The organism is Streptomyces termitum (assembly GCF_014650175.1).
GTDB classification, from domain to species: Bacteria; Actinomycetota; Actinomycetes; order Streptomycetales; family Streptomycetaceae; genus Streptomyces; species Streptomyces termitum.
In genome coordinates, this window is the sequence record NZ_BMUL01000007.1 from 99,585 (window position 1) to 120,815 (window position 21,231).

Below are 21,231 nucleotides of genomic sequence, written 5' to 3' on the forward strand. Positions count from 1 at the left end.
CGCTCGTGTCCACAGGCCAGCCTGTGGATAACTTTGCTCAGGCCGACCGACAGGCTACTGTCCCACCAGACCAGGCCGCAGCACCTTCGTGAACAGCACCGTGTCGTCGTCAGCCCGCAGACGGACCGTCAGCTCGCCACTGTCGCCGTCGATGTCCACTTCGCCGAAGTACTGCGGAGTCTCCATCGGGGACAGGTTCGACCGCTCGGGCGCCCGCACGAAGACGCGGTCCGGGCCGAACGTCCCGTCCAGCTTGTTCGCGGGGAAGCCACCCGCCGCCAGCGGCCCGGACACGAACTCCCAGAACGGCGCGAAGTCCTTGAAGGCCGCGCGCTCCGGCGCGTAGTGCTGCGCCGAGGTGTAGTGGACGTCCGCGGTCAGCCACAGCGTGCCGGTGATCCGCCGGTGCTTGATGAAACGCAGCAACTCGGCGATCTGCAGTTCACGCCCGAGCGGTGCTCCCGGATCGCCCTGGGCGACGGCCTCGAAATCGGTCGCCCCGTCCGGCACGACAAGCCCGAGAGGCATGTCGGCCGCCAGCACCTTCCACACCGCGCGCGACTGCGCCAACTCCCGCTTCAGCCAGCGGAGCTGCTCGGCGCCGAGGATGCCCGTGGTGTCGTCCGCCTGCTGGCCCGGAGAGTTGGCGTTTCGGTACGAACGCATGTCCAGCACGAAGACGTCGAGCAGCGGCCCGTACCGGACCACCCGGTGCATCCGGCCCTTGGCGGCCGAAGCGCCCGCCGGGAACGTGGAGCCCGGGAAATACTCGGTGAAGGCCCGCGACGCGCGCGCCGCGAGCACGTCCACGCTCTTCTCCGCGTAGCGCGCGTCGTCCAGGATCTGCCCGGGGTACCAGTTGTTGCGCACCTCGTGGTCGTCCCACTGGACCACCGTCGGCACCTGCGCGTTGAAAGCCCGGACGTTGTGGTCGAGCAGGTTGTAGCGGAAGTTCCCCCGGTACTCGGCGAGAGTCTCGGCGACCTTCGCCTTCTCCTCCGTCATCACATTGCGCCAGACCCGTCCGTCGGACAGCGTCACTGCCGCCTGCAGCGGCCCGTCGGCATAGATGGTGTCGCCGCTGCACAGGAAGAAGTCGGGATCGAGACGGCGCATGGACTCGTACGCGCGGAACCCGCCGATGTCCGGGTTGATGCCCCACCCCTGGCCGGCGATGTCCCCGGACCAGAGGAAACGCACGCCGTCGCGCCGCCGCTCCGGAGCCGTGCGAAAGGTACCGAGAACCGGCTCGCCCGTACGCCGCGGGTCGGTGGGGTCGGCCAGGAGGACCCGATAGTGGACCTGCTCGCCCGGAGGCAGACCGCGCAGGGCCGTCGTCCCCGTGAAATCGGTGCCCGCTCCCAGCAGCGGACCATGATGACGACGGACCTTCCGGAACGACTCCGTCGACGAGGTCTCGACGATCATCCGGGCGGGCCGGTCCGAGCGCACCCACACCAGCCCGGAACGCGCGGTGACGTCGCCGGTCTGCACGCCCCAGGCCGCCTTCGGGCGACCGGACAACGCGAACGCCGGCGCAGTCAACCCCGCGCCGCCGAGAGCGAGCCCCGCGGAAACCGCGAGGGAACCGCGCAGCAGACTGCGGCGAGCGGGAGCGGACGGAACCGCAGAGGACGAAGCGACAGGAGACGAACCAGGCGGGTTCGTGGACATACAGGGCCTCCGAGAGCGGATCCCGGCCGAACCGGGACAACGACGAGTACCGAAGGCGCCTCCCGGAAGGACGGGCGGCGCCGGACCCCTGCCTAACGGCCGGGAACGGCGCCCGCGCGAACCCCACGTGAACAGATCGCCCCACCGTCGTTCGTCACCCGTCGAGGCTCTCCGCCACCCGTGAGACTCCTGCCGCGATCGTCGCCGGAGACAGGTGCGCGTACCCGATGACGAGCCGTACGTCCCCATCCGCCGGGCGAGCCGTCCCGTACTCCTCCAGGGGGTGCAGGCCCACGCCCGCGCGCGCCGCCTTCGTCAGGAACCGCTCCGGAGGCCCGTACCGGCGGGGGAGGCGGGCGATCACGTGGAGGCCGGCCGCGATCCCGGTCACCGAAGTGCCGGGAAAGTGCTCGGCCAGTGCCGCCAGCAAGACGTCACGGCGTTCCCGGTAGGCGCGCTGGCAGCGGCGCAGTTGCCGGTCGTAGCCCCCGGTCGTCACCAGGTGTGCCAGCGCGGCCTGGTCGAGTGCGGGATGGCCCAGGTCCATCGTCCGCTTCCGCTCGACGACCTCGTCGACGAGTGCCTTCGGAACCACCATCCAACCGAGCCGCAGCGCCGGCGCGAGTGACTTGCTGACCGAGCCCGTGTACACGACCCGTTCGGGATCCAGCCCCTGCAGGGCCCCCACCGGGGCGCGGTCGTAGCGGAAGTCGCCGTCGTAGTCGTCCTCCAGGACGTAGCCGTCGACCTTCCGCGCCCAGTCGAGGAGCATGCCGCGCCGCTCCGCCGACCACGCGATGCCGGAGGGGAACTGGTGCGACGGCGTCACCACCACCGCCCGCACCTCCGACCCATCGAGCGGTTCCGGACGCAGCCCTTCCCCGTCGAGCGGGAGCCATACGGTCTCCAGGCCGGTCGCGGCGAAGAGCCGGCCGTGTTCCGGACTGCCGGGATCCTCCACCCCCACCCCGTCGTGGCCCTGTGCGCGCAGGACGAAGCCGAGCAGCGTCGTCGCCTGTGCCACCCCCGAGCACACCACCAGCCGATCGGGGTCCGCGACCACGCCGCGCCGCCGCGTCAGCATCGCCGCGAGTGCCACCCGGAGCGCGGGCAGGCCGCGCGGATCCGGATAGCCGAACGCGCTGTGAGGCAGTTCGGCGAGGGCCGCGCGCTGCGCCGCCGCCCATGCCGCGCGCGGGAAAAGGGAGAGATCGGGGGTGCCGGGACGGAAGTCGATCGTCACGCCGGAGCCGTACCGGGTGACGGTCCGCGTGCTGGTGCCCGTCGGGGATGGCGTCGTCCGGACCGTGCCGCTCACCCAGGTGCCCGCCCCCCGGCCGCTGCGCAGGTAGCCCTCTGCGGTGAGCTGTTCGTAGGCCTCGGTGACCAGACCCCGGGAGACCCCCAGATCGGCGGCGAGCGCCCGGCTCGACGGCAGGCGTGTGCCGCCCGCGAGTCTTCCCGAGCGGACCGCCTCGCGCAGCGCCTCCTGGAGGGCCCGCCCCCGTCGGCGCGCGGGAGCACCGGCGGCGGGGAGCAGTACTTCCCAGGCCGGTTGCGCCGCGGCGTCCCGGAGGGGGGAGGCCGGTTCCGGTGTCCTGCCCGAAGTGGTCCCCGATGGCGTCATGGAAGTGGACCTTAACCCGGACCGCCCGGCTTCCTACCGTCAGGACCATGAACGCGAACGCCTTGCGCGGGGTCCTGCTCGTGACCCTCGCCTACGCCCTCGTCGGCGCCTCCTTCACCGCCAACGGCCTGCTCGGCGACTACCCGTACGCGGGTGGGCAGGCCCTCCGGTACGGGGCCGCCTGCCTTCTGCTGCTCCCGATGCTCGGCCGTGGCGGGCTCGCGCCACTGCGGTTGCTCACCGCCGGCCAGTGGGTGCGGATCGCCGTTCTCGCCGGCGTCGGCATGGTCGGGTTCAACCTCGCCGTCCTCGCCGCCGAACGGACGGCGGAACCGGCCGTTCCCGGTGTCGTCGTCGGCTGCGCCCCAGTGGTGGTCGCCGTTCTCGTGCCGCTGCTCGAAGGTCGGCGTCCTGCCCCCGTCGTGTTGTACGGGGCGCTACTCGTCGCCGCCGGCGCGTTCACCGTGCAGGGGTGGGGACGTACCGACCTGGCGGGGCTCGGATGGTCGGCGGTGGCGCTGGCGGGCGAGGTCGGTTTCACCGTGCTCGCCGTGCCCGTCCTGCGGCCGCTCGGCCCGCGGCTGCTGACGGTCGCCGTGTGCGGTGTCGGCGCGGTGGAGGCGACGCTGATCGGAATCGTCGTGGACGGTGCCGGTTTCGTGCGGATGCCGACCGGGGTGGAGGCGGGGGCGTTGCTGTGGCAGGCGGTCCTCGCGACCGTCGTCGGTTTCGTCCTCTTCTACATGGCGGTCCAGAAGATCGGTATGGAGCGTGCCACGCTCTATACCGGTGCCATCCCGGTGGCCGCCGCCCTGAGCGCCGCGGCCGTCGGTGAGGCCGTGCTCGGTCTGCCCCAGGCGGTCGGCGGCCTTCTCGTGGGAGCGGGGGCCGCGCTCGGCACCGGCCTGCTGACCCGTCGGAGGAAGCGGACGAGCGGGACGGACGCGGCCGACACGGCGGACGCGGTCGATGCCGGGGCCGGTTCAGCCGGTGGCGCTGCCGTCGAGGAGGACGCGGGCGACCAGCGCGGGATCGTCGTTCATCGGCACGTGGCCGCAGCCCGGCAGCCGTACGAGCCGGGCGTCCGGGAGGACCCGCTTGGCGCGGGCGCCCTGGCGGCGCAGGAGCAGGCGGTCCCGGGTGCCCCAGGCGACCGTGACCGGAAGCGAGGGGATGTCGTTCCGGAAGAGGACGGCACGTCCTGCGGCGAGGGTCTGGTGGAAGCCGGTGGCCTCGCGCAGGGCGAGCGTCTCGGCGGCGACCGCCTCGGGTGAACGGCGTCCGGGCCGGGCGTAGATGGTGCTGGTGAGCACGGTGCGCCCGGCCGGGGTGCGGGAGAGCCGGTCGATGAGCGGAACCGGCAGGGAGAGGGCCGCGCCGCGCATGGCGCGGAGGGTCCCGAAGGCGTACCGGCGCTCGCTCTCGGACCAGAAACCGGCGGGGGAGAGCGCGGTGACCGACCGGACGGCCTTCTCGCTGCCGAGTTGAAGCGCGAGCAGCCCGCCGAGGGAGTTGCCCGCCACGTGGGGCCTGTCGATGCCGACGGCCGCGCAGAAGGCGGTGAGGACGGGGACGACGGTCGCCAGGTCGTAGGCGCAGTCCTGCGGCAGCCCGTCGGAGGCCCCGAAGCCGGGCAGGTCCACGGCGACGACGTCCCGTTCGGTCGCCAGGATGTCGAGGACCGGCTCCCACGCCTGCCAGTGGTGCCCGATTCCGTGGAGCAGGAGGAGCGGCTCGCCCCGGCCGCGGCGTTCGTACGCCAGGGATGTCGTGCGGCGCTCACCCCGCGGGGTCTCGAACTCGAACGCGATCCGTGCCGGCATGGAGGCCCCCTCGCAGGTCTTCTTAGACGTTGCGTCAGCAAGAATTACCGACGGGTAGCCCAAGAGGCAAGGCTCCTGCCGAAAATCGATCGGCACGCGGGCGCGTGCCGATCGATTGAATCGGGGGGCGCGGTCGCGGGCGGAGAGTGCGGGCGGGGAGTCGCGGACGGCGGGTGGAGCCGTGAGCGGTGATGGCGAACGGAAGTCCGCGCGCGGAAGCGGTGAAGAGAGGCGGCAGGGCGACGGAACGCCCTGCCGCCTCTTTCCGTCCTCTGGGGTAGCCGCTTCGCATGCTTCATCGGTGCCCCGGAACCCACCGTCGGGCCACCGGACGGGGTCCAGGGGGTGTCGATCCTCACGATGGTGCGAACGTCCTGTGAACGATCAAGGTCAGAGGGCTACATTTCCGGACTTTCGACGGAGGATTGGTCTTGACCAAGGTCGTGGCGCGCCTTACTCTCGCAGAGTTAGTGCAGGAACCTTTAATAAACAAGGGCGCGGAAACGCCGCGGGACACGGCGAATTGCGGAGGACAGGGTGGGGACCACGCAGCTGGAATCGGTACAGGAACCGAAGTACCAGCACCTCAAGACGGTGATCGGCGAGGCTCTCGACTCCGACTTCACGGTCGGCGAGATTCTGCCCAACGAGCGCGAGCTCGCGGCCCGCTTCGGCGTCGCCCGTGCCACGCTCCGCCAGGCCCTGGAGCAGCTGGAGCTGGAAGGCCGCCTCCAGCGCCGCCGCGGGGTCGGCACCACGGTCGCGCCGCCGCGCGTCGGCGTCGACGTCTCCACCACGCAGCAGGTCTGGCCCGGTGTCGGTGACGACGCCTGGCTGGCCCAGGACGCCATCCCGGGCGACGCGCCCGTCGCGGTCGCGCGCCTCCTGGAGACGGCCGCCGGCGAGGAGGTGCACCTGGTGCGCCGCCTGCGCCTCAGTCAGGGTCAGGCCGTCGCCGCCGAGCTGCTCTACGTGCCCGCCGGCTCGGTGCCGGGCCTCGACGCGATCGACGCCCCCGTCGGTGCCGCCCGCGCCCGCGCCGTCCTGTGCGAGCTCCAGAACCTGGTGCTCGACGGCCAGGACCGCTCGGTGGAGCTGGGTTCCGCCCGCGCCGACGACGCCAAGGAGCTGGACCGGCTGCCCGGTTCGCCGGTGCTGGTCGTGACGACCCGCTACCTCTCCGGCGGCCGTACCGCCGCGGTCTCCGTCGCCACCTACCGGGCCGACACCTGCCGGCTCACCTTCGGCGACTCCGTCGACCTGGCCATGGCCTCCTGACCACTGCACGACGGCATCGGGATCCGGCGCGTTCTGTGATGGCGGTACGAAGACGGCTCGACCTCTCTTCAGGGGGTCGAGCCGTCTTCATGTCGACATCAGGATGATCTGATGAACACCCCTGAAGGGGAACGTCCCTGAGGGAGAGTGCTACGGCGGGAATGCGGGTTCCGCGCTTCGAGGACCGTCAGCGGCGGGCCGTCACGCTGCCCTCGACGGCGAACAGCTGCTCCTCGACGTGGTCGAGGGCGAGGCGCAGTGCGCCGGTGCCGACGGCGGCCTCACCGAGGATCGAGAGCACCACGCGCGGTGGACGCAGACAGAAACGGTCCAGCTCCTCGCGCAGCGGCTGGAGCACCCCGTCCAGGCCGGCCGCCCAGCCGCCGACCACCACCAGTTCCGGATCGAGGGCGAGCACGAGCGCGCCGACGTCGTGCACCAGGCGCTGGGTGAACCGCTCCACGGCGGCCTCGGCCCGTACGTCACCCTTCTTGGCCAGTGCGAAGACCTCGGCCACCGCCTGCTCGTCCAGCGGGTGCAGCGGCTCGTCGGTTGTCGACAGGAGGTGCTCCGGGGTCTCGCCGCGGCCCAGCAGGTGCAGCGCGCCGATCTCGCCGGCCGCGCCGCCGTACCCCCGGTGCAGCCGACCGCCGATCAGCGAACCCGCCCCGGGGCTCAGCCCGGCCAGGACGAAGACGATGTCGTCGGAGTCGGTCGCCGCACCCTTCCAGTGCTCGGCGACGGCCGCCGCGTTGGCGTCGTTCTCCACGATCACGGGGCACCGGAAGGAGCGGCGCAGCCGCTCGCCGAGGGCGAGCCCGGTCCAGCCGGGCAGTGCGGTGCCGAGACGCACCGTACCGTCGGCCTCCACGATCCCGGGGGTGCCGACGCCGACGGCGCGCAGATTCGAACGGGGCACGCCGGCCCGGCGCAGGACGTCCGCGACGACCGTCCGCACCTTGTCCAGGCGCTCGTCCTCGGGTGCGGTCTCCGACACCTCGCGGGCGCCGGCGCCGATGATCCGGCCGTCGAGGCCGGAGAGGAGGGCCGCGACGCGGTGCGGGCCGATCTCGATGCCCAGCAGGTGCCCCGCCTCGGCGCGGAACCTGAATCTTCGGGCCGGTCTGCCCTGGCGCCGGGCCCCGCCCTCCTCGGGCGCGGTCTCGACGACGAGCCCGCCCTCGATGAGCCCCTCGACGACTCCCTCGACGGTGGGACGGGAGAGACCCGTGATGCGGGTGAGATCCGTGAGCGTGCGGGCGTCGGAGCCGCGCAGAGCATGGAGTACCACGGCGGAATTGATCCGCCGCAACAGAGACGGATCCCCGCCGGTCAGCCGCCCCACCGTGTGTCCTCCCAGCTCGTACCCCGTCTGAGGCGAAGGGTACTCAATGGTTCCGGAAGCGGCGAGGCCCGCCCCCGGGCCGTGTCCGGGCCGTGTCCGCCCCGAGACCCGAGCGATGGTCCCACCGCCCGGGTCGGGGTACGGAGCTACGCGTGTTGACGCGGCGCCAACTCCCCACGGAGGACAGCCCGTCGGTTCACCGGACCGCTGCCGCAGGCTGTCGCCAGGGCCGTGCGGTCACGGCTGTGTGGGGGACTCGGGATCCGATTCCGAAGTTGCTCGCGGCAGGTCGGCGGCCTCACGCAGGCGCGCGTACTCCTCGGCCATGGTCTCTGTCGTCCAGTGCGCGTTGAGCCCGCTCGGGTTGGGCAGCGCCCAGACCCGTGTGGTGCCGATCGTCCGCTCCTGCGGGCCGATCACGGCCTTCGGTTCGCCGAAAGCGGTGCGGTACGCGGTGACGCCGACGACCGCGAGCAGGCGGGGTTTCAGCCGCAGGACCTTCTCGGTCAGGAGGCGGCCGCCCTCGACGTACTCCTCGCGGCTCAGTTCGTCGGCGCGCGCGGTGGGCCGGGCGACCACGTTGGTGATGCCGAGCCCGTACGCGAGCAACTCGTCCTGCTCGTCGGGGCGCAGCTGTCGCGGGGTGAAGCCGGAGAGGTGGAGCACCGGCCAGAAGCGGTTGCCGGGGCGCGCGAAGTGGTGGCCGGTCACGGCGGTCATCAGCCCGGGGTTGATGCCGCAGAAGAGAACGGCGAGGCCGCCCTCGGCCACGTCGGGTACGACGCGGTCGCGGGCGGCCTCCAGCTCCTCACGGGTGAACCGGCGGGTCCGGGTCAGAGGATCGCCCCGGGGGCGTACGCGGCGGCCTCCGGGTGCTGCTTGACGAGCTCCTCGATCCGGGACACCACGGTGGCGACCTGGTCGGCGGCGGCGCCGGTGAAGGAGAGCTTGTCCGCCATCAGCTCGTCGAGCTGCGCGCGGTCCAGCGGGATGCGGGCGTCGGCGGCGAGCTTGTCGAGCAGCTCGTTGCGCTCGGCGCCCTGCTCGCGCATGGCGAGGGCCGAGGCCACCGCGTTCTCCTTGATCGCCTCGTGGGCCTCCTCGCGGCCGACACCGGCGCGCACCGACGCCATGAGGACCTTGGTGGTGGCGAGGAAGGGGAGGTAGCGGTCGAGCTCACGGGCGACGACCGCGGGGAAGGCTCCGAACTCGTCGAGGACGGTGAGGAAGGTCTCCAGCAGGCCGTCCAGGGCGAAGAAGGCGTCCGGCAGGGCCACGCGGCGGACCACGGAGCAGGAGACGTCGCCCTCGTTCCACTGGTCGCCGGCCAGCTCGCCGGTCATCGAGGCGTATCCGCGCAGGATGACCATGAGGCCGTTGACGCGCTCGCAGGAGCGGGTGTTCATCTTGTGCGGCATCGCCGAGGAGCCGACCTGGCCCGGCTTGAAGCCCTCGGTGACCAGCTCGTGGCCGGCCATCAGGCGGATCGTCTTGGCGATCGACGACGGCGCGGCGGCCAGCTGGACCAGCGAGGTCACGACGTCGTAGTCGAGCGAACGGGGGTAGACCTGGCCGACGGAGGTGAAGGCGTGCGCGAAGCCGAGGTGGCCGGCGATCCGCTGCTCCAGCTCGGCGAGCTTGCCCGCGTCGCCGCCGAGCAGGTCGAGCATGTCCTGGGCGGTGCCGACCGGGCCCTTGATGCCGCGGAGCGGGTAGCGGCCGAGCAGCTCCTCCAGGCGGCCGTACGCCACGAGCAGCTCGTCGGCGGCGGTCGCGAAACGCTTGCCGAGCGTGGTGGCCTGCGCGGCGACATTGTGCGAACGCCCAGCCATGACCAGCTCGCCGTACTCGGCGGACAGCTTGCCCAGACGGGCGAGGACCGCGACGGTACGGTCCCGCATCAGCTCCAGGGAGAGGCGGATCTGGAGCTGCTCGACGTTCTCCGTCAGGTCGCGCGAGGTCATGCCCTTGTGCACCTGCTCATGCCCGGCGAGGGCGTTGAACTCCTCGATGCGGGCCTTCACGTCGTGCCGGGTGACCTTCTCGCGCTCGGCGATGGAACCGAGGTCGACCTGGTCGAGGACGCGCTCGTAGTCGGCGACGGCCGCGTCGGGAACCTCGATCCCGAGGTCCTTCTGAGCGCGCAGTACGGCGAGCCACAGCTGGCGCTCCAGCTTCACCTTCTGCTCGGGGGACCAGAGGACGGCGAGCTCCGCGGAGGCGTAGCGGCCGGCCAGGACGTTGGGGATACGGGGCTTCACAGTCGCAGCAGTCACGTGTCCAGATTCTACTGGCGATTTCTGCAGGCCAGCGCCGTGGCCCGAGCTGGAGTTTGCTACGAGACGCAGGTCACCCGTCAGGCGTCCGTCGTCCGGTCAGACCTCGGAACGGGTCTCGTACGGCAGCAGGTCGGGGCGCTTCGGGGGGAGGCCGTCGCCGGACGAGCGGCCGGTGAGCCGACGGCCGATCCACGGTCCCAGGTGTTCCTTGGCGAAGCGGGCGTCCTCGACGCGGCGCGTCACCCAGCCCGGCCGGGCGGTCGGCGGCAGCGGCGTACGCCAGTCGCTCTCGGGGGCGAGGCCGAGCGTCTGCCACACGGCCTCGGCGACCCGGCGGTGGCCGTCGGCGGTGAGGTGCAGCCGGTCCACGTCCCACAGGCGCGGGTCGCCCAGGGCCGGGGCCCCGTACAGATCGACGACGAGGGCGCCGTGCCGGGCGGCCAGCTCGTCGATGTGGGCGAAGAGCTCCTCCATGCGGGGACGGAAACGTTCCATCACCGGCCCGTTCCTGCCGGGGCTGCGCATCAGGACGAGCTGCCCGCAGGCGGGTGTGAGGCGTTCCACGGCCTCGGTCAGCAGCCCCTTCACGCGGCCCATGTCGACCTTGGGGCGGAGGGTGTCGTTGAGGCCGCCGACCAGGGTCACCACATCGGCCTCCATCCCGGCGGCCAGGGGGACTTGCTCCTCGACGATCTGTCCGATGAGCTTCCCGCGCACGGCGAGGTTGGCGTAGTGGAAGCCGGGCGCGCGGGCCGCGAGCCGGCCAGCGAGGACGTCCGCCCAGCCCCGGTAGGAACCGTCGGGCCTCAGGTCCGACATACCCTCTGTGAAGCTGTCACCGACGGCGACGAGACTGTTGTACGTGGCATTGATCTCCATGGCGAAGCCGATCATACCGCGCGGTATGCGTGGGTGCTGTGGAGAACCCGGGAGGGGAAACCCGATGAGCGACGCGCTCCTGAACGCCCTGGCCGAGGCGCTGGCCGGGCTGGTGACGGCGGTCGAGACCAGCGACGAGGAGGTGCTCGACCCGGACACGGCCGTGAAGTGGCTGGAACAGACCGGTCACGCCTTCGCCGGGCTCGGCGCCGCGGACCGGCGCGCGCTCGACGTCCTCTTCCGCGAGGTCGCGCTGCGGCAGCCCCCCGGGGCCTGGCGCGACGAGTTGGCACAGGTCTCCGAGGAGTTCGGCCTCGACCAGGACGACCACCACGCCACCCTCGACACCGTGGCCGAGGCGGCCCGGCGGTACGCGGACACCGTTCGCCGCGCCGATCCGGCGACGCCCGTGCCGACCTGCCCCGGCTGGGACCTCGGCGACCTGACCCGCCACCTCGGCACCGTCCACGGCTGGGCCGAGCACCTCGTGACCGCGCGCCCCGCCACCCGCGTCCGCCCCGGCGACCTCGCCCTCGACCCGCCGGCCGACCCCCTCGCGCGCCCCGACTGGTTCTCGGCGCGTGCCGACGGCTTCACCCGGGCCGCCCGCGCGGCCGACCCCGACGCGCCGGTGTGGTCGCCGGGCGCCGACCCGTCCGTACGCCACTACCCGCGCCACGTCCTCGCCGAGACGCTCGTCCACCTCGCCGACGCCGAGATCGCACTCACCGGCACGGCCTGCCCGCTCGATCCGGGCGCGGCCGCCGACGCGCTCGACCACTTCCTCGCCACCGCGCCCCACGTTCCCTGGCTCGCCGAGCCGCTCGCCCACCTCGACCGCGACGGCGCCGTGCTCCGGCTCACCGCGCGCGACAGCCGCACCGTCTGGACGCTCGTCCTCGGCGGGGGCGGTTTCACATGGAGTCGAGGGAGCGCCAGGGGCACCCCGACCGCCGACGTGACGGCGGACGCGGGCGACCTGCTCCTGTTGCTGCACCGCCGGTACGGTGCCGACGACGCGCGCTTCACCCTCACCGGGGACCGCGGCCTCCTCGACGACTGGCTCGCGGCCGGAGGTCTCTGAAGCCGGACGGCGATGGGCGCCCGTGACCTTTCGAGAGCGGATCGCCATCGGCGGCGGTTCTCGTGGCTGGACCGCGGTCGGCGTCGGCGACCTCGTGCCGGACGGGGAGGCGTCAACCGTATGCCGTCCGTCACCCTTCGCGGATTCGCGGCCGGGTGCGTACGGCCGTGGTCGCGCACGCGTCGCGCGCACGGGGAACGGCCCCGGGATCCGAGATCCCGGGGCCGTTCGCTTTCCGCAGGGGCGGTGCGGGCGGCGTTACGGTGCCGCCGGGCGTCCCACCAGCTCGCGGAGCACGTCCTCCATCGTGACCAGGCCGGTCAGCTTGCCGTCCTCGCCGAGCACGGCGGCCAGGTGGGTACGGCTGCGGCGCATCGCGGTCAGCACGTCGTCCAGCGGCGTGGCCGCCCGGACGCGGGCGATCGGACGCAGCGCCGACACCGGGAACGGAAGGTCACGAGGGGTGATGTCCAGCGCGTCCTTGACGTGCAGGTAACCCAGGATGCGACGCCCGGAGTCGACGACGGGGAAACGGGAGAAGCCCGATTCCGCCGACAGCGACTCCAGCTCCTCCGGAGTGGTCCCCACCTGCGCGTACATCACCTTCTCCACCGGCATGACCACGTCCCGGACCGGACGGCGGCCCAGCTCCAGGGCGTCGTGCAGCCGCTCGGTCGCGCGGTCGTCGAGGAGGCCGGCGTCGCTCGCGTCGGTGACCATGCGGGCCAGTTCGTCGTCCGAGAACGTCGCGGACACCTCGTCCTTCGTCTCCACCCGCAGCAGCTTGAGCAGCGCGTTCGCGAAGGCGTTGATCGTGAAGATCACCGGTCGCAGGGCGCGCGCCAGGGCCACCAGCGGCGGGCCGAGGATCAGCGCGCTCTTGGCCGGTTCGGCCAGTGCGATGTTCTTCGGCACCATCTCGCCGAGCAGCATGTGCAGGTAGGTGGCGACGGTCAGCGCGATCACGAAGGAGATCGGGTGGACCAGGCCGTGCGGCACGCCGACGGCGTCGAAGACGGGCTCCAGCAGGCTCGCGATGGCGGGCTCCGCCACGATGCCGAGCACCAGGGTGCAGAGGGTGATGCCGAGCTGGGCCGCCGCGAGCAGGGCGGAGACATGCTCCAGACCCCACACGACGCTGCGGGCCCGCCGGTCGCCGGCCTCGGCCAGCGGCTCGATCTGGCTGCGCCGGACCGAGATCAGGGCGAACTCGGCGCCGACGAAGAACGCGTTCACGACCAGCGTGAGCAGGCCGATCATCAACTGGATCGCGATCATCGGCGGGCCTCCCCGGTCTCGTCCCCGTCCGTCTCCTGAGGCAGCGGCGCGTGCAGCAGTACGCGCGCCGCGCGGCGTCCGGCGGCGTCGACGACGTCGAGGCGCCAGCCGCCCAGTTCCACGCTGTCGCCAACGGCCGGGATCCGGCCCAGGTCGGTGGCGAGCACGCCCGCGAGGGTCTCGTACGGCCCGTCAGGGACCTTCAGTCCGATGCGTTCCAACTGGTCGGTACGAGCGGCTCCGTCGGCCGACCACAGCGCGCGGCCGTTCTCGTCCGCGCCCGCCCGCGCCAGGTCCGGCGTCTCGTGCGGGTCGTGCTCGTCGCGCACCTCGCCGACGACCTCCTCGACGATGTCCTCCAGGGTCGCGACCCCGGCCGTGCCGCCGTACTCGTCGATGACGACGGCCATCGTCTGCTTGCCGGAGAGCCGGTCGAGCAGCTTGTCCACAGTCAGCGTCTCGGGCACGAGCAGCGGCTCGCGCGCGATGTCGCCGACGCGGCGCCGCCTGCGCTCCTCGGCCGGTATGGCCAGGACGTCCTTGATGTGGGCGATGCCCACGACGGTGTCGAGGTTGCCGCGGTAGACGGGGAAGCGGGACAGACCGGTGGCGCGGGTCGCGTTGGCGACGTCCTCCGCGGTGGCCTGCACCTCCAGCGCGGTCACCTGGACGCGCGGGGTCATCACGTTCTCGGCGGTCAGCTCGGCCAGGTTCAGGGTGCGCACGAACAGCTCGGCGGTGTCCGCCTCCAGCGCGCCCTCCTTCGCGGAGTGGCGTGCGAGCGCCACCAGCTCCTGCGGGGAGCGCGCGGACGCCAGCTCCTCGGCCGGCTCCATGCCGAGACGGCGCAGGATCCGGTTGGCGGTGTTGTTGAGGTGGCTGATCAGCGGTTTGAAGGCGGCGGTGAACACGCGCTGGGGCGTGGCCACGACCTTGGCGACCGCGAGCGGAGAGGAGATCGCCCAGTTCTTGGGGACCAGCTCGCCGACCACCATGAGGACCACGGTGGACAGGGCGGTGCCGAGCACCAGGGCGATGGAGGAGGCCACGGCGGGGGAGAGGCCGAGGGCCTCGACCGGGCCGCGGATCAGCTTGGAGATGGAGGGCTCGGACAGCATGCCGACGACCAGGTTGGTCACGGTGATGCCCAGCTGGGCTCCGGAGAGCTGGAACGTGAGCGACTTGACGGCCTTGAGCGCGCCGGCCGCGCCGCGTTCGCCGCGCTCGACGGCTTTCTCCAGCTCGCTCCGTTCGACGGTGGTCAGTGAGAACTCCGCCGCCACGAACGCGCCGCACGTGACGGAGAGGAGCAGCGCCACCAGGAGCAGAAGCACTTCGGTCATCGGTTCACCTCCGTCCCATGATCGGGCAGGGGGAGGGGGAACGCGCGATGTCGGCCGCCGGAATCGGGACCGGTGCTCTGTCGGACGGAGGTATCGGCACTACTGGGGGGCTCGCCCATGGGCGGACGTTCACACCTTTCGGTCGTCAGATCTGCGGGAAGGAGATTCTATGGTAAAGGATGGGCAAAGTAGCGGGTAGATCGTTCCAGGTGTGCATGATCACGCCGGAAAAGGTTTCACCCAGCGACGCCACTGCTCCTGCCGTTCGTACCCCGCCGAGGCCCATGCGTGCTGCGCCCGCTCGTTCGCCTCCAGGACCATCGCGTCGCAGCGGCGCCCGCCCAGCGCGGCGAATCGTTCCTCCGCCGCCTTCAGGAGGGCCTTCGACAGACCGCGCCTGCGGTACGAGGGGAGCACCGCGAGCCGGTAGAGCGAAGCGCGCCAACCGTCCCAGCCGGCGATCACGGAGCCGACGATCCGGTCCCCGTCGACGGCGAGGATCAGGGCCTCCGGATCGCGTTCGAGCAGACGGGTCACCCCACCGAGGTCGTCGGAGATGGAGGTGCCCTCGGCGGACTCCCGCCAGAAGGCGAGCACGGACGCGGCATCGGCGGGCTCGGCCGCACGGAGACGTATGTCGATCATTGCCAGATACCACCATGCGGTCATGGCGGTCGCCAGCACATTCCGTTCCGTGGACCGGGGGCCACGCACGCGTGCGATGGACCCTTTCGCGGTTCGTGCGGTGTCCGTCCGTTCGGCGTCGGCGTCAACCCCGTGTGCGGGCCTCACCCGGCGACGAAGCAGAACTCGTTGCCCTCCGGGTCGCGCATCACCTGGAAGGAACCCTGCGCGTCGGTGACGAGCCCGCCGACCCGGACCGCGCCGCGCGGCAGCACCTCGTCGGCCGCCGCCTCCGGATCGGGCACCTCCAGGTCCAGGTGCAGCCGGTTCTTCGCGGACTTCCCCTCGGGCACCCGCTGGAACGCGATCCGTACGAAGCCCGGCGGCTCGACGTACGACCAGTCGGGGCTCCGGTCGACGGGGTCCCCGCCGAGGAGCCCCGCCCAGAAGCGGACCAGCGCGGCCGGGTCGCCGCAGTCGAGGACGAGTTCCTGTACCTGTGCGCGCATCCCCTCACCCTAGGGAGCGAAGAGGCACGGGGCACGCGTTCAGGGGCGGATGCCCAACGCGCGCGTGAAGGCGCCCGCGTCCCACTCGCCGCCCAACGCCGGCGCCAGCCAGTCGGCCGCCGCCGCGCGGAACGCCGCGGGCTCCAGGCGGCCCACACCCTCCGGGATCGCGCCGAGCAGCGGAGCGCCCGCCACCCGGGGCAGATCTGTGAGATTGCACAATGCCGCGAGGTCCGGGGCCGCCGGCCAGCTCCCGACCACCACGCCCAGCTGCTCGATCCCGCGCGACCGCAGGGCCTCGGCCGTCAGCGCGGTCGAGTTGAGCGTCCCGAGGCCGGCCGGGGCGACGACGAGCACGGGCGCGCCGAGCAGGCCCGCCACGTCGGCGAGCGTGCCGCCGTCCTCGTCGAAGCGCACGAGCAGGCCGCCCGCGCCCTCGACGAGCACCAGGTCGTGCTCCTCCGCCAGTACCCGCGCCGCCTCGGCGGTCCGCGCGGGGCCGACCGGGGCCATGCCCGCCCGCCGGGCGGCGGTGTCCGGGGCGAGGGGCTCGGGGTAGCGCGCCAGCTCCGCCGAGGTCTTCGCGCCCGAGAGCCGTACGACCTCGTCCGCGTCGCCGTGCTCCCGCGCGGTCAGCCCGGTCTGCGCGGGCTTGAGGACCGCGACGGACCGGCCGGCGGCGACGGCCGCGGCGGCGACGGCCGCCGTGACGACCGTCTTCCCGATCTCCGTCCCCGTCCCGCTGACGACGATGATGCCCATGCTCTGTGTCCTTCTCGTCTCGTACGAACGTGCCGACCACCTGACGTGCTGATAACCCGACGCGCCGACCGGTGGGCCGGCGCGCCGGTGCCCCGGCGCCGGAGCGCCGGTCAGCCCGCGGTCGCGGCGGCGCGCACCGCCGCGCAGATCCGGGCCAGGTCGTCGTCACCCGTCACGTACGGCGGCATCGTGTAGACGAGGTCCCGGAAGGGGCGCAGCCACACGCCCTCCCGGACCGCCGCCCGGGTCGCCGCCGCCATGTCGACGTCGTGGTCGAGCTGGACGACCCCGATCGCGCCGAGCACCCGCACGTCACGGACGCCGGGCACGTCCTCCGTGCCCGCGAGCCCTTCGCGTAGTCCGCTCTCGATCCGCTTGACCTCCCGCTCCCAGTCCTGGGAGAGAAGGAGGTCGATCGAGGCGCAGGCGATCGCCGAGGCCAGCGGGTTGCCCATGAAGGTCGGACCGTGCGCGAGCACGGGCACGTCACCCTTCGAGATGCCGTCGGCGACCTCGCTCGTGCAGAGCGTCGCCGCCATCGAAAGGTAACCGCCCGTCAACGCCTTGCCCAGACACATCACATCGGGTGACACCCCGGCCTGGTCGGCGGCGAACAGCGTGCCCGTCCGGCCGAAGCCGGTCGCGATCTCGTCGAAGACGAGGAGCACGCCGTGCGCGTCGCACGCCTCGCGCAGCACCCGCAGGTAGGCCGGATCGTGGAAGCGCATCCCGCCCGCGCCCTGGACGACCGGCTCCACGATCACCGCGGCGAGCTCGTCCGCGTGCCGGGCGATCGCGTCGCGGAGCAGTTGCGCGTACGACTCCTCGTACGCGGTCGGCGGGGCGTCCACGAACACCTGCTGCTGGAGCACGCCCGACCACAGCTGGTGCATCCCGCCCTCGGGGTCGCACACCGACATCGGCTGCCAGGTGTCGCCGTGGTACCCGCCGCGCCAGGTGAGCAGCCGCCGCTTCGCGGGCCGTCCGAGCGAACGCCAGTACTGCAGGCACATCTTGGCCGCGACCTCGACCGACACGGAGCCGGAGTCGCTGAGGAAGACGTGCCGCAGCGGTTCGGGCGTGATCTCGACGAGACGGGCCGCGAGCCGCACGGCCGGCTCGTGGGTGAGCCCGCCGAACATGACGTGGCTCATCCGGTCGAGCTGCCCGCGCGCCGCCTCGTTGAGCACAGGGTGGTTGTAGCCGTGCACAGCCGACCACCACGAGGACATGCCGTCGACCAGGTCGGACCGTCCTTCCACCGGCTCGGCGAGGTGCAGACGCACACCGGACGCGGACGCGACCACCAGTGGCTCCGTACGGCCCGGCATGGGGCCGTACGGATGCCACACGTGCGCCCGGTCCAGGGCGAGGAGTTCGTCGTTGCGCATCGTCACCCGTTACGCGTTCGGGGCGAGGTCCGTGCCGGCGCCGCGGCGGCGCACCGCCACCAGGTCGGTTCGCGCCTCCGAGGCAGAAGCAGAGGCGGCGGCGGGAGCGGCGGCCGGGGCCTCCGCGTGGCCGCCGCATGGACCACAGCCGCCACCGGCCGCCGCGTCCGTGTGCCCGCCGCAGCCGGCCGACGCCTCGGAACCGCAGCCGCCACCCGCCGGGGCGTGCGAGCCGCAGCCACCGCCCGCCGCCGCGAGCGCGTCGGCGCGGTGCGCGGGCAGCGTGGTCGTGCCCGCGCCCTCCACCTCGAAGCCGGCGTCCGCGATCATGTCCAGGTCGGCCCGGCCCGCCTGGCCCTCACTGGTCAGGTAGTCGCCCAGGAAGATCGAGTTGGCGATGTGCAGCGCCAGCGGCTGCATCGACCGCAGGTGCACCTCGCGGCCGCCCGCGATCCGCACCTCCACGTCGGGGCAGACGAAGCGGACCATGGCGAGGATTCGCAGGCAGCGCTGGGGGGTGAGGTTCCACTCCTTCGCCAGCGGCGTGCCCTCGAACGGGATCAGGAAGTTGACCGGCACCGAGTCCGAGTCCAGCTCGCGCAGCGCGAACACCACGTCGACCAGGTCCTCGTCGGCCTCGCCCATGCCCGCGATCAGGCCCGAGCAGGCCGACAGGCCCGCCGCGTGCGCCTTCTGCACGGTGTCCACCCGGTCCGCGTACGTGTGGGTCTTGGTGATCCCGCCGTACGTCGCCTCGGAGGTGTTGAGGTTGTGGTTGTACGCGTCGGCGCCCGCCGACTTCAGCCGCTCGGCCTGGCCGTCGGAGAGCAGCCCGAGGCAGGCGCACACCTCGACGCCCTCGTTCTGCTCCTTGATGGTCTCGATGGTCCTGCCGACGCGCTCCACGTCGCGGTCGGTCGGCCCCCGGCCGCTCGCCACCAGGCAGACCCGCTTCGCGCCGCCCGCGATGCCCGCCGCCGCGGCCTCGGACGCCTCGCCGGGCTTCAGCCACGTGTACTTGAGGATGTCGGCCTTGGAACCGAGCCGCTGCGAACAGTACGAGCAGTCCTCGGGGCACAGCCCGGACTTCAGGTTGACGAGGTAGTTCAGCTTCACCCGCCGCCCGAACCACTGCCGGCGCACCTTGCCGGCGGCCGCCACCACATCGAGCAGTTCGTCGTCGGAGGTCGCCAGTACGGCGAGCGCCTCTTCACGGGTCGGCGACTCGCGCCGCAGCCCCTTCTCCACCAGCGTGTTCAGCAGGTCCATAAGGGCTGATCCTGGCCTACCGCACGGCCCTGGGCCAAGGAGGAACTGAACAAACGGCCCGGATAGAGGTGTGTGTATGACCACATCACGACCACGGCCTTCTGCCGTTAGGGTCTGTGCGCTGCCTACAAAAGGATCGCCGCATGCCCGAGGCCCGTCCGACCCCGAGCCCGACCCCCGGGCGGAGCCCGGAACGGCCGCCGGCCGCCGCGACCGGGCGCCGTACCGCCTTCGCCTGGACCGAGACCGAGGCGCACCGCAGGGCCGAGGCCGGACTCGTACGGCGGCTGAGGCCCCGCCCGGCCGAATCGGACCTCCTCGACCTGGCGAGCAACGACTACCTGGGCCTCACCCGGCGCGCCGAGGTCACCGAAGCCGCCGCCGAGGCGGCCCGCCGCTGGGGCGCCGGCGCGACCGGCTCCCGCCTGGTCACCGGCACGACCCGGCTGCACACCCGGCTCGAACGCGAACTCGCCGATTTCTGCGGCTTCGAGGCCGCCCTCGTCTTCTCCTCCGGTTACGCGGCCAACCTCGCCGTGCTCACCGCGCTCGGCGGTCCGGACGCCCTGATCGTCTCCGACGCGGCCAACCACGCCTCGATCGTGGACGGCTGCCGGCTCGCCCGGGCCGAGACGGCGGTGGTGCCGCACGCCGACCCCGAGGCCGTACGCAAGACCCTGGAGGCGCACTCCGGGCGGCGGGCGCTCGCCGTGAGCGACTCTGTCTTCTCCGTCGACGGCGACCGGGCCCCGCTGGAGGAGCTCGCCGCCGCCTGCCGGGAGCACGGCGCGGGCATCGTCCTCGACGACGCGCACGGGTTCGGCGTGCTCGGCGTGGGCGGCCGGGGCGCCCCACGCGGCGCCGGACTCGCGGGTGACGAGGACGTGGTGGCCACGCTCACCCTCTCCAAGTCGCTCGGTAGCCAGGGCGGGGCGGTCCTCGGCCCGGCGCGGGTGATCGAACACCTCGTCAACACCGCGCGCACCTTCATCTTCGACACGGGACTCGCGCCGGCCGCCGCGGGCGGGGCGCTCGCGAGCCTGCGCCTGATCGCCGCCGAACCGAACCTCGCCGCGCGGGCGCGCACGGTCGCGGCCGCGCTGCACGGCCTGCTCACCGGGGCCGGGTTCACCTCGGCCCGCCCGGACGCGGCCGTGGTGTCGGTTCGCGCGCCGGGGCCCGAGGAGGCGCTGCGCTGGGCGGCGGACTGCCGTGAGCAGGGCCTGTCCGTGGGCTGCTTCCGGCCGCCGTCCGTCCCCGACGGCGTCTCCCGGCTGCGGCTGACCGCCCGCGCGAACCTGTCCGACGCGGAGATCGATCGCGCGGTCGCGACGATCGTCCGGACGGCCCCGCCCGGAGCCCGCTGAGCCGACGGGACGGCGGGGCGACCGGCCGGGCGGGACGCGCGGGGCGCTCGGGACGTGTGGGGCGGGGGCGTACGCGACGGGTGTGTGAGTACGCCAAAGTCGTTTCGTGGGGCGAGAGTTCACCGCTTCGGGCGACAGAACCGGGCGTATAAGGGGCATATCTCAGGAGAACGGCGCACTTCGCACCATGATCGGTGGCAGTCTGACGCGAAGTGCGATCCGGGGCGGCGGCCCGCCCCGGCGGGAAGGGACGGCCTCGTCATGGCAGATCACCAGGAAGCATCCGTCACCCTGCCGAGCCTCCCCGCCGAGGTGTCCGCGGCGCGGAGGTTCGTGGCGGAGGTGCTCGGCGGCTGGGGCCTCGACGGCGACGGGGACGCGGCGGACGCGATCCGGCTGATGGTCTCGGAGCTGGCGACCAACGCGGTGCAGCACACTTTTGGGCAATCGCCCAACTTCACGGTGGAACTGTGCCTCGACCGCGACGAGGTGCTGCGGATCGGCGTCACCGACAGCCATCCGCGCTTCCCCCGCCGGCTTCCCGCCGCGGTCCAGCAGGACAACGGGCGTGGCCTGGCGATCATCCGGGTCCTGGCGGCGGAGGCCGGCGGGCGGCTCTCCGTCACCCCGACCGAGGCGGGCGGCAAGACGGTGTGGGTCACCCTGCCGTGGGTGGCCGCCGTTCCTGCCTGAGGAACC

At 72.6% G+C, this 21,231-nt stretch carries 18 protein-coding genes; 4 read left to right on the forward strand and 14 right to left on the reverse strand.

Translation table 11 applies throughout. The features are described from left to right. Positions 1–54 precede the first annotated feature (54 nt). The 3 genes from IE219_RS15315 to IE219_RS15330 form a co-directional block, all read right to left on the reverse strand. Entirely contained in the window at positions 55–1,674 is a 1,620-nt protein-coding gene (locus IE219_RS15315; protein WP_189977506.1) for an alkaline phosphatase D family protein, read from the reverse strand. Between the two features lie 154 nt (positions 1,675–1,828). After that, on the reverse strand, positions 1,829–3,301 hold the full coding sequence (gene pdxR / locus IE219_RS15320; protein ID WP_189977507.1) for a MocR-like pyridoxine biosynthesis transcription factor PdxR: 1,473 nt from the start codon (positions 3,299–3,301) through the stop codon (positions 1,829–1,831). Positions 3,302–4,284: 983 nt separating this feature from the next. Next, complete coding sequence (locus IE219_RS15330; protein ID WP_189977508.1) at positions 4,285–5,124, reverse strand: alpha/beta fold hydrolase; 840 nt, start codon at positions 5,122–5,124, stop codon at positions 4,285–4,287. A 537-nt stretch (positions 5,125–5,661) separates the two neighbouring features. Between IE219_RS15330 and IE219_RS15335 the strand changes: the two genes are divergently transcribed. Then, a complete protein-coding gene (locus tag IE219_RS15335) occupies positions 5,662–6,402 on the forward strand; it encodes a GntR family transcriptional regulator (protein ID WP_189977509.1) in 741 nt (246 codons plus the stop codon). A gap of 187 nt (positions 6,403–6,589) precedes the next feature. Here the strand turns inward: IE219_RS15335 and IE219_RS15340 are convergent, their stop codons facing one another. The 4 genes from IE219_RS15340 to IE219_RS15355 form a co-directional block, all read right to left on the reverse strand. Beyond that, positions 6,590–7,747 carry an ROK family transcriptional regulator gene (locus tag IE219_RS15340; RefSeq protein WP_189977510.1) on the reverse strand — a complete coding sequence of 386 codons (1,158 nt, stop codon included), beginning with the start codon at positions 7,745–7,747 and terminating at the stop codon, positions 6,590–6,592. 237 nt (positions 7,748–7,984) lie between these two features. Continuing rightward, on the reverse strand, positions 7,985–8,518 hold the full coding sequence (gene mug, locus IE219_RS15345) for a G/U mismatch-specific DNA glycosylase (protein WP_189977511.1): 534 nt from the start codon (positions 8,516–8,518) through the stop codon (positions 7,985–7,987). A gap of 62 nt (positions 8,519–8,580) precedes the next feature. Next, positions 8,581–10,023: an adenylosuccinate lyase gene (gene purB, locus IE219_RS15350; RefSeq protein ID WP_189977512.1), complete on the reverse strand. Its 1,443-nt coding sequence runs from the start codon at positions 10,021–10,023 to the stop codon at positions 8,581–8,583. Positions 10,024–10,122: 99 nt separating this feature from the next. Then, positions 10,123–10,905, reverse strand: coding sequence for an SGNH/GDSL hydrolase family protein (locus tag IE219_RS15355; protein WP_189977514.1), 783 nt, complete (start codon positions 10,903–10,905; stop codon positions 10,123–10,125). A 64-nt stretch (positions 10,906–10,969) separates the two neighbouring features. Between IE219_RS15355 and IE219_RS15360 the strand changes: the two genes are divergently transcribed. Then, a complete protein-coding gene (locus tag IE219_RS15360; RefSeq protein WP_189977516.1) occupies positions 10,970–11,989 on the forward strand; it encodes a maleylpyruvate isomerase N-terminal domain-containing protein in 1,020 nt (339 codons plus the stop codon). A gap of 258 nt (positions 11,990–12,247) precedes the next feature. On the opposite strand, the gene IE219_RS15365 is transcribed toward IE219_RS15360, so the two are convergent. The 7 genes from IE219_RS15365 to bioB all read right to left on the reverse strand — a co-directional run bounded on the left by IE219_RS15365 (position 12,248) and on the right by bioB (position 19,165). Next, positions 12,248–13,267: a hemolysin family protein gene (locus IE219_RS15365; protein WP_189977518.1), complete on the reverse strand. Its 1,020-nt coding sequence runs from the start codon at positions 13,265–13,267 to the stop codon at positions 12,248–12,250. Then, on the reverse strand, positions 13,264–14,610 hold the full coding sequence (locus IE219_RS15370) for a hemolysin family protein (RefSeq protein ID WP_189977520.1): 1,347 nt from the start codon (positions 14,608–14,610) through the stop codon (positions 13,264–13,266). Before IE219_RS15370 ends, IE219_RS15365 begins: the two co-directional genes overlap by 4 nt. A 219-nt stretch (positions 14,611–14,829) precedes the next feature. Continuing rightward, complete coding sequence (locus IE219_RS15375; RefSeq protein ID WP_189977521.1) at positions 14,830–15,255, reverse strand: GNAT family N-acetyltransferase; 426 nt, start codon at positions 15,253–15,255, stop codon at positions 14,830–14,832. 143 nt (positions 15,256–15,398) lie between these two features. Then, positions 15,399–15,743: a VOC family protein gene (locus tag IE219_RS15380; protein WP_189977523.1), complete on the reverse strand. Its 345-nt coding sequence runs from the start codon at positions 15,741–15,743 to the stop codon at positions 15,399–15,401. A 39-nt stretch (positions 15,744–15,782) separates the two neighbouring features. Next, positions 15,783–16,505, reverse strand: coding sequence for a dethiobiotin synthase (bioD, locus tag IE219_RS15385; protein WP_189977525.1), 723 nt, complete (start codon positions 16,503–16,505; stop codon positions 15,783–15,785). Positions 16,506–16,615: 110 nt separating this feature from the next. Further along, positions 16,616–17,896 carry an adenosylmethionine--8-amino-7-oxononanoate transaminase gene (locus tag IE219_RS15390; protein WP_189977996.1) on the reverse strand — a complete coding sequence of 427 codons (1,281 nt, stop codon included), beginning with the start codon at positions 17,894–17,896 and terminating at the stop codon, positions 16,616–16,618. A gap of 9 nt (positions 17,897–17,905) precedes the next feature. Beyond that, entirely contained in the window at positions 17,906–19,165 is a 1,260-nt protein-coding gene (gene bioB / locus IE219_RS15395; protein ID WP_189977527.1) for a biotin synthase BioB, read from the reverse strand. 143 nt (positions 19,166–19,308) lie between these two features. Here bioB and IE219_RS15400 point away from each other — a divergent pair, with 143 nt between their 5' ends. Both IE219_RS15400 and IE219_RS15405 read left to right on the forward strand, forming a co-directional pair. Then, positions 19,309–20,532 (forward strand): 8-amino-7-oxononanoate synthase, encoded by a 1,224-nt coding sequence (locus IE219_RS15400; protein ID WP_189977529.1) that lies wholly within the window; start codon positions 19,309–19,311, stop codon positions 20,530–20,532. 261 nt (positions 20,533–20,793) lie between these two features. Continuing rightward, positions 20,794–21,225, forward strand: a complete 432-nt coding sequence (locus tag IE219_RS15405; RefSeq protein ID WP_189977531.1) for an ATP-binding protein — start codon at positions 20,794–20,796, stop codon at positions 21,223–21,225. Positions 21,226–21,231 lie beyond the last annotated feature (6 nt).